Source organism: Pseudomonas sp. NPDC086278 (assembly GCF_050280905.1).
Lineage (GTDB): Bacteria > Pseudomonadota > Gammaproteobacteria > Pseudomonadales > Pseudomonadaceae > Aquipseudomonas.
Window position 1 is genome coordinate 1 of record NZ_JBNNWE010000031.1, and the last position, 15,619, is coordinate 15,619.

A 15,619-nucleotide genomic window follows, 5' to 3' on the forward strand; every position below is an offset into this window, starting at 1 on the left:
AGAAAAACCGTGCGGCCATCCGTGCATCACCAAGTTCAGGCCTGCCCGAATTGCAGGTGAGCTTTGGAAGGTGGAGGGCGGCTGGGTGATCAACTTCATTTGCACCTTGGGCCTTAAGCTAATGATCATTCTTGGATATGATAGGCGCGATTTGCTGGCCGCCAATGGCCCGCATTCTCACTTATTTTCCAGGTCCAGGCCATACAGCTGGCAAACGCTCCCCCGAGCCGCCGGCTTCTGAGCTTTTCCAACACAGTTAGTGGAGAGATCACCTTGGTAGAGTACGTAGTTTCCCTCGATAAGCTCGGCGTCCATGATGTAGAGCACGTAGGGGGCAAGAACGCATCCCTGGGCGAGATGATCAGTAACCTTGCAGGTGCCGGTGTATCGGTGCCCGGTGGCTTCGCCACGACAGCTCAGGCTTATCGTGATTTTCTGGAACTGAGCGGCCTGAACGATCAGATCCACGCCGCCCTCGACGCCCTGGACGTCGATGATGTCAACGCCCTGGCCAAGACCGGCGCCCAGATCCGCAAATGGATCATGGAAGCCGAATTCCCCGAGAAGCTCAACGCCGAGATCCGTACCGCGTTCGCCACGCTGTCGGCCGGCAACCCTGACATGGCCGTGGCCGTGCGCTCTTCCGCTACCGCCGAAGACCTGCCGGACGCTTCTTTCGCCGGTCAGCAGGAAACCTTCCTGAACATCCGTGGTGTCGAAAACGTCATTCGCGCCGCCAAAGAGGTGTTCGCCTCACTGTTTAACGATCGCGCGATTTCCTACCGCGTGCATCAGGGCTTCGACCACAAGTTGGTAGCCCTGTCGGCCGGCGTACAGCGCATGGTCCGCTCCGAAACCGGCACTGCCGGCGTGATGTTCACCCTCGATACCGAATCGGGTTTCCGTGACGTGGTGTTTATCACCGGCGCCTACGGCCTGGGTGAAACCGTCGTTCAGGGCGCGGTGAACCCCGACGAATTCTACGTCCACAAGCACACACTGGCCGCTGGCCGTCCGGCGATCCTGCGTCGCAACCTGGGCAGCAAAGCCATCAAGATGATCTACGGCGAAGTCGCCACGGCCGGTAAATCGGTCAAGACCATCGACGTCGACAAGGCCGATCGCGCACGTTTCTGCCTGAGCGACGCCGAAGTCAGCGAACTGGCCAAACAAGCGATGATCATCGAAAAGCACTACAAGTGCCCGATGGACATCGAATGGGCCAAAGATGGCGACGACGGCAAGCTCTACATCGTTCAGGCCCGTCCTGAAACCGTGAAAAGCCGCACCCAGGCCAACGTCATGGAACGTTACCTGTTGAAAGAAACCGGCACCGTGCTGGTTGAAGGTCGCGCCATCGGCCAGCGCATCGGCGCCGGCAAGGTCCGCATCATCAAGGACGTGTCCGAGATGGACAAAGTCCAGCCGGGCGACGTGCTGGTATCCGACATGACCGACCCGGACTGGGAACCGGTCATGAAGCGCGCGAGCGCCATCGTCACCAACCGTGGCGGCCGTACGTGCCACGCGGCGATCATCGCTCGCGAGCTGGGCATCCCGGCCGTGGTCGGTTGCGGCAACGCGACCCAGCTGTTGAAAGACGGCCAGGGCGTGACCGTGTCCTGCGCCGAAGGCGACACCGGCTACATCTTCGAAGGCGAACTGGGCTTCGACATCAAGAAGAACTCCGTGGACGCGATGCCTGATCTGCCGTTCAAGATCATGATGAACGTCGGCAACCCGGACCGCGCCTTCGACTTCGCGCAACTGCCGAACGCCGGTGTGGGCCTGGCCCGTCTGGAATTCATCATCAACCGCATGATCGGTGTTCACCCCAAGGCGCTGTTGAATTACGACGGCCTGCCGCAGGACATCAAGGACAGCGTCGACAAGCGCATTGCCGGTTACAACGACCCGGTCGGCTTCTACGTCGAGAAACTGGTCGAAGGCATCAGCACCCTGGCAGCAGCGTTCTACCCGAAAAAGGTCATCGTGCGTCTGTCGGACTTCAAGTCCAACGAATACGCGAACCTGATCGGCGGCAAGCTCTACGAGCCGGAAGAAGAAAACCCGATGCTGGGTTTCCGTGGCGCGTCGCGTTACATCAGCGAATCGTTCCGTGACTGCTTCGAACTCGAGTGCCGCGCCCTCAAGCGCGTGCGCAACGAGATGGGCCTGACCAACGTTGAAATCATGGTGCCGTTCGTTCGCACCCTGGGCGAAGCGAGCCAGGTCGTCGACCTGCTGGCCGAAAACGGTCTGGCCCGTGGTGACAACGGTCTGCGCGTGATCATGATGTGCGAACTGCCGTCCAACGCGATCCTGGCGGAAGAATTCCTCGAATTCTTCGACGGCTTCTCCATCGGTTCCAACGACCTGACTCAGCTGACGCTGGGCCTGGACCGTGACTCCGGGATCATCGCGCACTTGTTCGACGAGCGTAATCCAGCGGTCAAGAAGCTGTTGGCCAACGCGATTCAGGCGTGCAACAAGGCAGGCAAGTACATCGGCATTTGCGGTCAGGGCCCTTCGGACCACCCGGACCTGGCCAAATGGCTGATGGAACAGGGCATCGAAAGCGTGTCGTTGAACCCGGATTCCGTGCTGGAAACCTGGTTCTTCCTGGCCGAAGGTCAGGCTCAGGCTTGATCGGTGAGTGAAGGGGCCGGTCACTGACCGACCCCTTTTGATTCATGTAGGGCGGGCTCCTCTGGATGCCGCCCTTTTTTGTGCAAGAGCATTATGCAAAGCAGCAGCAACCTATTTCCTGTCGCCCTGATCAGCGCCGAACGACGCGGTGATCTGAGCGAAGATGTTTACCGTTTGAAACCGGGCAACAGTCCTGACGGCACCGTCGAGCTGGCCGTCACGCGCCTGGGCATGGCGGACGGCTCCGAGGCGCGCGGCGTTCCGGTCATTTTGCTTCACGGCAGTTTCTCCAATCGCCGTTTCTGGTTCTCCCCGAAAGGGCTGGGGCTGGGCGCCTACCTGACGCGGTTGGGATTCGATGTGTGGATTCCGGAAATGCGCGGTCATGGCCTGTCCCAGCGCAATCAGAATTACCGCAAGAATCGCGTTGCCGACTACGCTCGTTACGACCTGCCGGCCATTGGCGCGTTCGTGCGTGAGCAGAGCGGCCAGATCCCGCACTGGCTCGGCCACTCGCTGGGCGGGATTACGCTGGCGGCGGCATTGGGCGGCGAATACATCGGCGAGCCAGTGGTGGCGTCTGCGGCATTCTTCGGCACGCAGGTCAGCCGCACCTATTGGCCGCTGAAGATTCCGCCGGTGGAATGGAGCGGACGCTTCATTCTCAAGCGCTTTGCGCAGCTGTCGGGTACACGACTCAAGCGCGGCCCGGAGGACGAGCCGATTGGCCTGGCCCTGGAAAGCATGCGCTGGTACGGCCTGTTCGGGCGTTTTGGCGATGCCGACAAGGATTGGTGGGCGGGTTTGGCCAACGTCCAGATGCCGATTCTGGCGGTGAGTGCGGTCGGCGATCATCAGGATCCAGCGTGGGCGTGCCGCAAGTTGTTCGATCAGCTCGGCTCCGAGCACAAGCAATTCATCAACCTGGGCCGCGAACGGGGCTTTGGCGATAATTTCGGCCACGTGGAAATGCTGGTCAGCAAAGCCGCGCAAACGGACGTCTGGCCGTTGGTGGCGCGTTGGCTGGCCGATCAGCAAACGCCGCTGCTGGGAGAAAACCCGGATTTGGCGGCAGCCGTCTGAGCGCGATGCCCTGACAAGGGCATTTCGCTCTGATCGGCATGCGGCTAAGATATGACGCCTTGAGCTGTTCTGGTCACTTTGCGACACACTCGATTGTCTTCCTCTTTACAGGAGTTTCTCGATGAATCATTACCTCACGCCTGACCTGTGCGACGCCTATCCGGAGCTGGTGCAGGTGCTGGAACCGATGTTCAGCAATTTCGGCGGCCGTGATTCGTTCGGCGGCGAAATCGTGACCATCAAGTGCTTCGAAGACAACTCACTGGTCAAGGAGCAAGTCGAGCTCAAAGGTGACGGCAAGGTACTGGTCGTCGACGGCGGCGGTTCATTGCGCCGGGCGTTGCTGGGCGACATGCTCGCCGAGAAAGCGGCGAAAAACGGTTGGGAAGGGCTGGTGATTTACGGTTGCATTCGCGACGTCGACGTCATCGCGCAAACCGACCTCGGCGTTCAGGCGCTGGCCAGCCATCCGATGAAAACCGACAAGCGCGGCATCGGCGATCTCAACGTCGCCGTGACCTTTGCCGGCGTGACGTTCCACCCGGGCCACTACATCTATGCGGACAACAATGGCGTGATCATCTCGCCCAGCCCGCTGAAAATGCCTGAATAAGCGATAACCGACCAAGGGATGCGGATGTTCGAGGAAGAAAACGCGCAGTGGGGCCTGGTGCATGCCCTGGTGCTGGACGGTAGCGGCGGTGCGCGTTCGATAGCCCGGACTGAACTCGATGACTTGCAGCTACAGGCGCATGAAAGCCTGTGGCTGCACTGGGATCGCAGTCATCCACAAACCCAGACCTGGCTGCGTAAATCCAGCGGTCTGAGCGAATTTAGTTGCGACCTGCTGCTCGAAGAAAACACCCGTCCGCGACTTTTACAGCTTTCGGACAGCGAACTGCTGCTATTTTTGCGCGGGGTGAATTTGAATCCGGGTGCAGAACCGGAAGACATGGTCTCGGTGCGGATTTTCGCGTCGGCGCAGCGGGTTATTTCCCTGCGTTTGCGTCCGTTGCGTGCCACCGATGAATTGCTGGTGCAGCTTGAGGCCGGAAAAGGGCCGAAAACGGCTTCCGAACTCATCCTTTACATGGCGCAGAACCTCACCAACAAGGTGCAGGATCTGATCACTTGCCTCTCGGAAATCGTCGACGAGGAAGAAGAAAAGCTGGATGCCGACGAACGGTATACACCGGAGCATGGCGCCATTTTGCAGATCCGTCGCAGGGCGGCAGCGTTGAAACGTTTTCTGGCGCCGCAGCGGGAAATTTTCGGACAACTGACGCGGATAAAACTGCCCTGGTTTGTCGATGACGATGGTGATTACTGGAACGAATTGAACAACAGCCTGACCCGCTATCTCGAAGAGCTGGAATTGACGCGGGAGCGGGTGGGGTTGGTCCTCGAGGCCGAAGACAGACGTTTGAGCGTGCGCATGAACCGCACGATGTACCGCTTCGGAATTATCACCGGGATCTTTTTGCCGATGAGTTTTCTGACCGGTCTTCTGGGGATAAACGTGGGGGGGATTCCATTCTCTGCCAGCCCGTATGGCTTCCTGATTGCGTGCCTGATGATGGTCTCGGTGGCGCTCGGGCAGTGGTGGTTATTCCGACGTTTGCGTTGGGTCTGACAATGCGCCATGTGACCCGGGCAAAATTTGCCGCGTCTTTCACAGACATCACGAGAGGTGCGTATGCACGATCCGTTTGAACAGTCTTTGCGTGACATGCTGAACGCCTCGCCGTCCACCCGCGACGACGATGCCTGTTTGGGGCGTGTCCTGAAAACCGCCAACCGTCAGGTCGGCGCTGGTGATCTGTTCAGCCTGCTGGGCCGCTGGTTGCCCGCGCTGATGATTGCCTTGAATAACGGATCGGCCCATGTCTCGCCGGTTTCCCGTCACCGTAAACCTACCGTTCGCACTGCTGATAAGGCTGATTGAATATGGAACTTGATCTCTGGACACAGAGCCTCGTCACTGCAATGACTGCGTTATGGACAAAGGTTGCGAATTTCATCCCGAACCTGTTCGGCGCACTGGTGGTGCTGCTGTTGGGTTTTGTGGTGGCGAAACTTCTGGACACTTTGCTGTCGAAGTTGCTCGCCAAGCTGGGCCTTGATCGCCTGATGGGTGGCACCGGTCTGACCAAATTGCTGTCCCGTGCCGGCCTGCAAGTCCCGATCTCGACCCTGATCGGCAAAATCGTCTATTGGTTCGTCCTGCTGATTTTTCTGGTTTCGGCCGCAGAATCCCTTGGGCTCGAACGAGTTTCAGCTACGCTGGATATGCTTGCGCTGTATTTGCCGAAAGTATTTGGCGCCGCGCTGGTGTTGTTGGTGGGCGTGTTGCTCGCGCAATTGGCCAATGGCCTGGTGCGCGGGGCCGCCGAAGGGGTAGGGCTGGATTATGCGTCGGGTCTGGGGCGAATCGCCCAGGGCCTGGTGATCATCATCAGTATTTCGGTCGCGATCAGCCAGTTGGAGGTCAAGACTGATCTGCTCAACCACGTGATCGTCATCGTATTGATTACCGTTGGTCTGGCGGTTGCGCTGGCCATGGGGTTGGGAAGCCGGGAAATTGCCGGTCAGATTCTCGCGGGAATCTATGTGCGTGAGCTGTATGAGGTTGGGCAACAAGTGCGTGTTGGTGAGGTCGAAGGTCAGATCGAGGAGATCGGCACGGTTAAAACCACATTGCTGACCGATGAGGGTGAGCTAGTCTCTCTTTCCAATCGGATCCTGCTGGAACAGCATGTGAGTAGCCGCTAATCCGGCAAACCCTGCTAATGTATGCCGCCGCAAAATGCCCTGAAAGGGCTGCGGCGGACATTGACCTGACTGTCGGCCCGACTTGTTTTGAATAAAGCTCAATCGCTCTCCACGCGCTACGACCCCCGCGAGCTCTCTGATGAGGAGTTGGTCGCGCGCTCGCATACCGAGCTGTTTCACGTGACGCGTGCCTATGAAGAACTGATGCGGCGTTACCAGCGAACATTATTTAACGTCTGCGCGAGATATCTTGGGAACGATCGCGATGCAGACGATGTCTGTCAAGAAGTGATGCTTAAGGTGTTGTATGGCTTGAAGAACTTCGAGGGGAAATCGAAGTTCAAGACATGGCTATACAGCATCACGTACAACGAATGCATCACGCAGTATCGGAAGGAACGGCGAAAGCGTCGCTTGATGGACGCTTTGAGTCTGGACCCCCTCGAGGAAGCGTCCGAAGAAAAGACGCCGAAGCCCGAGGACAAGGGTGGACTCGATCGCTGGCTGGTGTATGTGAACCCGATTGACCGTGAAATCCTGGTGCTACGATTTGTCGCAGAACTGGAATTTCAAGAGATCGCGGATATCATGCATATGGGTTTGAGTGCGACAAAAATGCGTTACAAACGTGCTCTTGATAAATTGCGTGAGAAATTTGCAGGCATTGCTGAAACTTAGTTCGGCGCAAATATCTCTTACGTGTAGGCAAGTTCTGATAGACTTGCCGCCGAGTTGTCCCCCGGTTTGCGGGACTGCTTCACAATCACCAGATGGGGATTTAACGGATGAAACTGAAAAACACCTTGGGCTTGGCCATTGGTTCTCTTATTGCCGCTACTTCGGTCGGCGCATTGGCACAAGGCCAAGGCGCAGTTGAAGGCGAGCTGTTCTACCAGAAGAAGTACAACGACAGCGTAAAGCACGTTGAAGACGGTCAGAACCCTGGCGCCCGTATCGGTTACTTCATTACCGACGACGTGCTGGTCGGTCTGGGCTACGACAAAGGCAACTACACCCGTTCGAACGACGGTACCGGTAGCCAGAAGATCAAGAGCGATAACTTCAAACTGTTCTCCCAGTACCACTTCAACAACCCAGGCGACATGCTGCGTCCATACGTTGAAGGTAGCGTTGGCCACAAGAGCATGACCAACGTTGAGGCCGACGGTCACAGCGGTCGTGATCAGTCGACCTTCGTAGGCGTTGGCGCTGGCGCCAAGCTGTACTTCACTGACAACTTCTACGCCCGTGCTGGCGTTGAAGCTGACTACAAACTGGACAACGGCAAGTGGGACTACGCTCCTACCGTCGGTCTTGGTGTGAACTTCGGTGGCGGCTCCAAGCCTGCTGCTGCACCAGTTCCAGCTCCGGCTGAAGTCTGCTCCGACAGCGACAACGATGGCGTGTGCGACAACGTTGACAAGTGCCCAGACACCCCAGCCAACGTAACTGTTGACGCTGATGGCTGCCCGGCAGTTGCTGAAGTTGTTCGTGTTGAGCTGGACGTGAAATTCGACTTCGACAAGTCGGTAGTCAAGCCTAACAGCTACGGCGACATCAAAAACCTCGCTGACTTCATGAAGCAGTACCCATCGACCACCACTACTGTTGAAGGTCACACCGACAACGTCGGTCCTGACGCTTACAACCAGAAACTGTCTGAGCGTCGTGCAAACGCCGTTAAACAAGTTCTGACCAACCAGTACGGTGTTCAACCTTCCCGCGTTCAGTCTGTTGGCTACGGCGAATCCCGCCCAGTTGCTGACAACAAAACTGAAGCTGGTCGCGCTGTTAACCGTCGCGTAGAAGCGCAGGTTGAAGCTCAAGCTAAGTAATTAGCCCGCAGCTCTGAGAAAAGCCCGGCCTAGGCCGGGCTTTTCTTTGTCTGCGATTTGCTAACCAGAGCCGCATCAGAGCCGTTCAGGCCGATTGATCGACCGTCATCGCGGGCAAGCCACGCTCCCACAGGGGGAAGCGGCGCAAGCCAGCACCGCGCCAATCTCCAGGATCGTCGGGCTCTTGAGTTCGAAGCTGCCATCGCTCGCTGATTTTGCCGCGCGCCTCGCTTGCACCGCCGATGCCCGGCTATAATCGCCGCCTCTTTTTACGCCAATCGAGTCAAAACCGCCCATGTACACCCTGGCCCGTCAGCTGCTGTTCAAACTCTCCCCGGAAACCTCCCACGATCTGTCTCTGGACCTGATCGGCGCGGGCGGGCGTTTGGGCCTCAACGGGTTGCTGTGCAAAGCTCCGGCGAAAATGCCGGTGAGCGTCATGGGTCTCGAGTTTCCGAACCCGGTAGGGTTGGCGGCCGGCCTGGACAAGAACGGCGCGGCCATCGACGGTTTTGCGCAGCTGGGTTTTGGTTTTGTCGAAATCGGCACCATTACCCCGCGTCCGCAGCCGGGCAATCCGAAACCACGGATTTTCCGCCTGCCGGAAGCCGAGGCGATCATCAATCGCATGGGCTTCAACAACCTTGGCGTCGATCACCTGCTGGCCCGCGTGGCGGCGGCCAAGTACAAGGGCGTGCTGGGTATCAACATTGGCAAGAACTTCGACACGCCGGTTGAGCGCGCGGTCGACGATTACCTGATCTGCCTGGACAAGGTTTACGCCCACGCCAGCTACGTGACGGTCAACGTCAGCTCGCCCAACACGCCGGGCCTGCGCAGCCTGCAATTTGGTGATTCGCTCAAGCAATTGCTGGCCGACCTGGCGACCCGTCGTGCCGAACTGGCGTTGCGACACGGCAAACATGTGCCGCTGGCGATCAAGATCGCACCGGACATGACCGATGAAGAAACCGCCCAGGTCGCGCAAGCATTGATCGACACCGGGATGGACGCGGTCATCGCCACCAACACCACCCTCAGCCGCGTAGGCGTCGAAGGCATGGAGCACGGTGACGAGGCGGGCGGTTTGTCCGGCGCGCCGGTGCGTGACAAGAGCACCCACACCGTCAAGGTGCTGGCCTCGGAGCTGGCGGGTCGTTTGCCGATCATTGCTGTGGGCGGCATCACGGAAGGCAAGCACGCGGCTGAGAAAATCGCTGCGGGCGCGAGCCTGGTGCAACTGTATTCGGGCTTCATCTACAAGGGCCCGGCGCTGATTCGTGAGTCCGTCGACGCCATAGCTGCCTTGCGCTAAACCGCTGTGGCAGCGGGCTTTGGAGGCAGGGAGGCTTTTGTTGCCAGGGGCCTTTTGTGGTGAGGGGGCTTGCCCCCGTTCGACGGCGAAGCCGTCGCAAAACCTGTGTGCGAGTTATGCCTGAAGGAATCCATGGGGCGGCTTCGCCACCCAACGGGGGCAAGCCCCCTCGCCACAGGGGTTCAGCGTACGTTTCACGGCCATAAAAAAGGGCACCTCGAAGGTGCCCCTGGGCCGGAGCCCGCCGCCCGGATGGGACGTGCGTGGTTAATTCATGCAGCCATCAGATTGTCGTGTCGGAGTGTGTTAGCCCTTTCATTAGCCGACGGCGTGAAGTTCGTTGAGTCTGTGGATTCCCGCAGTGCCGGTCATACCGTCCCAGTTGTCGCCGCGTCCTTCTCGCCAGCCGTTAATCCAGGCTTGGCGTACCGACGGTAGAGTAAATGGGCAAAGCTCACGGGATTTGCCACCAACGCCATATTGATATCCGCGCAAAAATGCTCTTTCCAACGGATCACGCTTAAGTCTTCTCATAGGGTGTTGCCCTCACTTGTTGACTGTATTTATCGCGTTGACCTCAATCGAGGCCAAGCAGAAAAAAACTTCTGCTGTTGGGGCTCGCTGCCGGCGTCGCGAGCCAAGGTGTTGACGCCGTTGCGGCGTCAACCTGTGTTGATTTCTAACCAATGCGTCACATCGAGGGAATGATCGTTTTGTCATAAGGACGTAACCATAAAGATGCTATGGCCATAAGTAACGCGATGTAAGTCCCGTATTTATTGGTCAAAGCCCTGTATGATCAGCCCCCCGCAGGATGATGGGGTTAATCCTTTAGTGAGAATGCCTCGCGTTGTAGCGGTGCATTATTCGACGAAGGGTCGAGTTATGACATTTTGTGACATCAACTTTTTTATCTGCCCGTGCATCTAAGCTCTTCTGACCTGAGCAGCACGGGTGGGACGGCACACCTTCGTGCCACGCGGGCGCTCTCTTAGAAAAGCGCCTGATTGAAAACCGGGCCGGCAATGCGTTGTCGGTTCACTTAGCCAAAGGCTCTGAAATTCCCATGTCCGATCAATTCGAAATCTTCCTCACTTGCCCCAAAGGCCTCGAAGGCCTGCTGATCGAGGAAGCCGTCGGGCTTGGCCTTGAAGAAGCACGTGAGCACACCTCTGCCGTGCGCGGCATGGCGACCATGGAAACCGCTTATCGCCTGTGCCTGTGGTCGCGTCTGGCGAACCGGGTGCTGCTGGTGCTCAAGCGTTTCCCGATGAAGGACGCCGAAGATCTGTACCACGGCGTGCTCGACATCGAGTGGCAAGACCACATGCTCAACGACGGCACCCTGGCCGTCGAGTTCAGCGGCCACGGCTCGGGCATCGATAACACCCACTTCGGCGCATTGAAAGTCAAAGACGCCATCGTCGACAAACTGCGCACGCCGCAAGGCGACCGTCCGTCCATCGACAAACTCAACCCGGACCTGCGCATCCACCTGCGCCTGGACCGTGGCGAAGCCATTCTCTCCCTCGACTTGTCGGGCCACAGCTTGCACCAGCGCGGCTATCGCTTGCAGCAGGGCGCCGCGCCGCTCAAGGAAAACCTCGCGGCGGCGATCCTGATCCGCTCCGGCTGGCCACGTATCGCGGCCGATGGCGGCGCACTGGCTGACCCGATGTGCGGTGTCGGTACGTTCCTCGTCGAAGCCGCGATGATCGCCGCCGATATGGCGCCGAACCTGCGTCGCGAGCAATGGGGCTTTACCGCTTGGCTCGGCCACGTCCCGGCGCTGTGGAAAAAACTCCACGAAGAAGCCACCGAGCGCGCCGCTGCCGGTCTGGCCAAGCCACCGCTGTGGATTCGCGGCTACGAAGCCGACCCACGCCTGATTCAACCGGGCCGCAACAACGTTGAACGCGCCGGCCTGAGCGAGTGGATCAAGATCTACCAGGGCGAGGTCGGTACGTTTGAGCCGCGCCCGGACCAGAACCAAAAGGGCCTGGTCATCTGCAACCCGCCCTATGGCGAGCGTCTGGGCGACGAGGCGAGCTTGCTCTACCTCTACCAGAACCTGGGCGAGCGTCTGCGTCAGGCGTGCTTGAACTGGGAAGCCGCGGTGTTCACCGGCGCCCCGGACCTGGGCAAGCGCATGGGCATTCGCAGCCACAAGCAGTATTCGTTCTGGAACGGCGCGCTGCCGTGCAAGTTGCTGCTGATCAAAGTCACGCCGGACCAGTTCGTCACCGGCGAACGTCGCACCCCCGAACAGCGGCAGGTCGAGCGTGAACAAGCTGAAGTCGAAGTCACCGACAACGACGTCGCACCGGGTAAATACGAGAAGTACAACAAGAACGGCAACCCGATCAAACCGGCTCCGGTGGTAATCGAACAACCGCGCTTGAGCGAAGGCGGGCAGATGTTTGCCAACCGTCTGCAAAAAAACCTCAAGGCGCTGGGCAAGTGGGTCAAGCGTGAAGGCATCGACTGCTATCGCGTGTATGACGCCGACATGCCGGAATACTCGATGGCCATCGACCTGTACCAGGACTGGGTTCACGTCCAGGAATACGCCGCGCCGAAATCCATCGACCCGGAAAAAGCCTCGGCCCGCATGTTTGATGCCCTGGCCGCGATTCCGCAAGCCTTGAACATCGATAAGAGCCGCGTGGTGGTCAAGCGCCGCGAGCGTCAGAGCGGCACCAAGCAGTACGAACGCCAGGCCGCACAGGGCAAGTTCGTCGAGGTCAACGAGGGCGGCGTGAAGCTGCTGGTCAACCTGACTGATTACCTCGACACCGGCCTGTTCCTCGATCACCGCCCGATGCGCATGCGCATCCAGAAAGAGGCGGCCGGCAAGCGCTTCCTCAACCTCTATTGCTACACCGCGACCGCCAGCGTTCACGCGGCCAAGGGCGGTGCGCGCAGCACCACCAGCGTCGACTTGTCGAAAACCTACCTCGACTGGGCGCGGCGCAACCTGTCGCTGAACGGTTTCTCCGACAAGAACCGTCTGGAGCAGAGTGACGTAATGGTCTGGCTGGACGCCTGCCGTGACGAGTTCGACCTGATCTTCATCGACCCGCCGACGTTCTCCAACTCCAAGCGCATGGAAGGGATCTTCGATGTGCAGCGCGATCAGGTGCAGTTGATTGACCTGGCCATGGCGCGGCTGGCGCCGGGCGGCGTGCTGTACTTCTCCAACAACTTCCGCAAGTTCGAACTGGAGGAAAACCTGACCACGCGTTACGCCGTTGAAGAGATCACCGCTCAGACCCTCGATCCGGATTTCGCCCGTAACGGCAAGATCCACCGCGCCTGGAAAATCACGGCCCGTTGACCTTTGAGGCGATTGGATCCACAGAGCCTTGATTTTTAAGGCTCGTGGCTCCTTTCTCTGCTAGCCAAATTAGTGGCTAATGGCTATAACTCAACCATGGCCAATGGGCTTTTCCGGCACCTGGCATTTTGAGTTGCCTCTATGTCGTTACCGCCCGTGCGCCCCAAGATTTTGGGTTTTATCAGTGAAGATGCGTCGGCCTGGCTGGTCGCGCTGCTGGTATTGCTCGTCGGCGGGATTCTCACCGGATTGCTGGCCTGGTCGACGCTTGATGTGTTCCACCATCAGTTGCGCCAACGTTTTCAACTGCTCGCCAGTGAACGTTACAGCCGTATCGAAGAACGTTTCGAAGATCAGGAGCAGCGCCTCGACGGTCTGCGGCGGTTCTTTGCCAATTCCGATTCGGTCTCCCGCAAGGAGTTCGACGGCTACACCAAACCTCTGCTGTTGCGCACCCAGGCGTATTCATTCGCGCCGCGAGTGACGAACGCCGAGCGCGCGCAGTTCGAGCGCAAGGTGCAAGCCGAGGGCCTGAGCAACTTCACCCTTCGCGAACTGAATGCCGACGGTGAGTTGCAACTGGCTGCCGAACGGGACGAGTACGTGCCCGTGCTGTACAGCCAGACGCAAAGCCGACTCGGCTCGCCGCTGGGTTACGACTTGCTGGCCCAGCCGATGCGCCGTTCCACCCTTGAGCGAGCAGATAAACTCGGCAGCCTGGCGGTGTCGCAGCCAATGTACCTGGTCGGCATCGAGCCGGCTTATGCGCGCGGTGTGTTGCTGGTGGCGCCGGTGATGCCGCGTGATACACCGATGACGGCGGGGGCCAAGCCTTCGGGCTATGTCATGGCGGTGATCAGCATGCGCCAGTTGCTGGCGGACGGCCTGCCGGAAGCCGATTACGACTACCTCACGGTGCGCATTCTCGATTTGTCCATCGACGATCAGCATGAGGTGCTTTACGAATCCTTCAATGGCGCCGCCAAAAGCGATCTGTCCGCGACCCGGTTGCTGCGCATGGCCGACCACGATTATCAGGTCGACATCACGCCGAGCGAAGCTTTCGTGCAAGCCAACCATTCTTCGGTGACCACGTTGGTGGTGCTCGGTGGCCTGCTCAGCCTGCTGTTGAGTGCGTTGCTCTACGTGCTGGTCAGCCAGCGCCAGCGTGCGCTGAAAATGGTCGAGCAGCGCACACAGGAGCTGCATGCCCGTGAGCAAGAGTTGCGCGGCACCCACGGCCAGTTGCGCGGCGTACTGAACGCTGCGACTCAGGTCGCGATCATTGCGACCGATCTGCGCGGGGTCATCAGCACCTTCAACGCCGGGGCCGAACAGATGTTGGGCTACGCCGCGGTTGAGGTGGTGGGCCACATGACCCTGGAAAACCTGCACTTCCCCCGTGAACTCGCCGCCCGCTCGGCGGAGTTGAGCGCACGGTACGGCAAGCCGATACCCACCTGCCAGGCGATGCTGGTCGAAGGCGGCGAGCAGGGCGGCAACGAGGCGCGGGAATGGACACTGGTGCGTCAGGACGGCAGCCATTTAACGGTGAACATGCTCGCGACCCCGGTCCTCGACGAGCAAGGTTTGTGGGTCGGGCACCTGGCGATCTGCATCGACATCACCGAGCGCAAACGCGTCTACGAAGCGCTGGCGGCGCGGGACCTGTTGCTGAAAAAACTCAGCGCCCATGTGCCCGGCGGCATCTATCAATTCAAGATGGAGTTCGACGGCCGCTTCAGCGTGATCTACGCCAGTGACGGCATTCGCGAGATCTACGAACTCGAACCGGACGTTTTGCTGCTCAACGCGGAAGCGATTTTCACGCGGATTCATCCACAGGACACGACGCGGGTTCGCGCCTCGATTCGGGCATCGGCGGACACCCTCAGCCCGTGGCGTGAGGAATACCGGGTGCTACTGCCTCAGCGCGGCCTGCGCTGGGTGCGCGGCGAGGCCACGCCCGAAGAATTGCCGGGCGGCGGCGTGCTGTGGCATGGCTACATCTCGGACATTTCCGACCTCAAGCGCGTGGAAGAAGAACTGCGCGCGCTGTCGGTGACCGATTCCCTGACTGGCATTCACAATCGCCGCTATTTCCAGGAGCGCCTGACCACCGAAATGGCGCGGGTCGAGCGCGGCGGCGGCGAGTTGTCGGTGATCATGCTCGATATCGACCACTTCAAGCGCATCAATGACCTGCATGGCCATGCCGTCGGCGATCGGGTGCTGCAAGCCGTGTGCGAGCGTATTGGCCACCGTTTGCGGCGCACGGATGTGTTTTGTCGACTGGGCGGCGAGGAATTCATGGTGCTCTGCCCGGACATCGACGGCGAACAGGCGCATGTGCTGGCCTTGCAGCTGTGGCAAGGACTGCGCAGTTCACCGATCGAAGGCGTGGGGACGGTGACCGCCAGTTTCGGGATTGCCAGTTGGCAAGTCGGGGAGGGCGCGGACGCGCTGTTGCTGCGGGCGGATTCTGGCGTGTATGCGGCGAAACAGGCGGGCCGTGATCGGGTAGAGGTGCAGAAGCTCTAAGCCCGACGCGGTCTCTTGTGGGAGCGGGCTTGCTCGCGAATGCGCTGGGTCAGTTATACAAGTGTTGACTGATCCACTGCATTCGCG

12 protein-coding genes are annotated in these 15,619 nt (G+C 59.3%); 11 read left to right on the forward strand and 1 reads right to left on the reverse strand.

Annotated features, from left to right (window positions below; all coding sequences use genetic code 11):
* Positions 1-273: 273 nt before the first annotated feature.
* From ppsA to ACQKP4_RS12270, 9 genes are all read left to right on the forward strand, one after another.
* A complete protein-coding gene (gene ppsA / locus ACQKP4_RS12230; protein WP_427633414.1) occupies positions 274-2,649 on the forward strand; it encodes a phosphoenolpyruvate synthase in 2,376 nt (791 codons plus the stop codon).
* 93 nt (positions 2,650-2,742) lie between these two features.
* Positions 2,743-3,732 (forward strand): alpha/beta fold hydrolase, encoded by a 990-nt coding sequence (locus ACQKP4_RS12235; protein WP_427633416.1) that lies wholly within the window; start codon positions 2,743-2,745, stop codon positions 3,730-3,732.
* Positions 3,733-3,853: 121 nt separating this feature from the next.
* Complete coding sequence (gene rraA / locus ACQKP4_RS12240; RefSeq protein WP_427633418.1) at positions 3,854-4,345, forward strand: ribonuclease E activity regulator RraA; 492 nt, start codon at positions 3,854-3,856, stop codon at positions 4,343-4,345.
* Positions 4,346-4,369: 24 nt separating this feature from the next.
* Positions 4,370-5,365 carry a zinc transporter ZntB gene (locus ACQKP4_RS12245; protein WP_427633420.1) on the forward strand — a complete coding sequence of 332 codons (996 nt, stop codon included), beginning with the start codon at positions 4,370-4,372 and terminating at the stop codon, positions 5,363-5,365.
* Positions 5,366-5,428: 63 nt separating this feature from the next.
* Positions 5,429-5,677 (forward strand): hypothetical protein, encoded by a 249-nt coding sequence (locus ACQKP4_RS12250; protein ID WP_007944521.1) that lies wholly within the window; start codon positions 5,429-5,431, stop codon positions 5,675-5,677.
* 2 nt (positions 5,678-5,679) lie between these two features.
* Positions 5,680-6,504 carry a mechanosensitive ion channel family protein gene (locus ACQKP4_RS12255; protein ID WP_007944522.1) on the forward strand — a complete coding sequence of 275 codons (825 nt, stop codon included), beginning with the start codon at positions 5,680-5,682 and terminating at the stop codon, positions 6,502-6,504.
* 87 nt (positions 6,505-6,591) lie between these two features.
* Positions 6,592-7,182 (forward strand): RNA polymerase sigma factor SigX, encoded by a 591-nt coding sequence (gene sigX / locus ACQKP4_RS12260; protein WP_010456518.1) that lies wholly within the window; start codon positions 6,592-6,594, stop codon positions 7,180-7,182.
* Between the two features lie 107 nt (positions 7,183-7,289).
* Positions 7,290-8,339, forward strand: coding sequence for an OmpA family protein (locus ACQKP4_RS12265; protein WP_427633423.1), 1,050 nt, complete (start codon positions 7,290-7,292; stop codon positions 8,337-8,339).
* Between the two features lie 295 nt (positions 8,340-8,634).
* Positions 8,635-9,654, forward strand: a complete 1,020-nt coding sequence (locus ACQKP4_RS12270) for a quinone-dependent dihydroorotate dehydrogenase (RefSeq protein ID WP_427633425.1) — start codon at positions 8,635-8,637, stop codon at positions 9,652-9,654.
* A 318-nt stretch (positions 9,655-9,972) separates the two neighbouring features.
* Here the strand turns inward: ACQKP4_RS12270 and rmf are convergent, their stop codons facing one another.
* Positions 9,973-10,188 carry a ribosome modulation factor gene (gene rmf, locus ACQKP4_RS12275; protein ID WP_003223300.1) on the reverse strand — a complete coding sequence of 72 codons (216 nt, stop codon included), beginning with the start codon at positions 10,186-10,188 and terminating at the stop codon, positions 9,973-9,975.
* 532 nt (positions 10,189-10,720) lie between these two features.
* On the opposite strand from rmf, the gene rlmKL reads away from it, so the two are divergent.
* A complete protein-coding gene (gene rlmKL, locus ACQKP4_RS12280) occupies positions 10,721-12,991 on the forward strand; it encodes a bifunctional 23S rRNA (guanine(2069)-N(7))-methyltransferase RlmK/23S rRNA (guanine(2445)-N(2))-methyltransferase RlmL (protein WP_427633427.1) in 2,271 nt (756 codons plus the stop codon).
* A 141-nt stretch (positions 12,992-13,132) separates the two neighbouring features.
* Positions 13,133-15,532, forward strand: a complete 2,400-nt coding sequence (locus tag ACQKP4_RS12285; protein WP_427633429.1) for a sensor domain-containing diguanylate cyclase — start codon at positions 13,133-13,135, stop codon at positions 15,530-15,532.
* Positions 15,533-15,619: the final 87 nt, after the last annotated feature.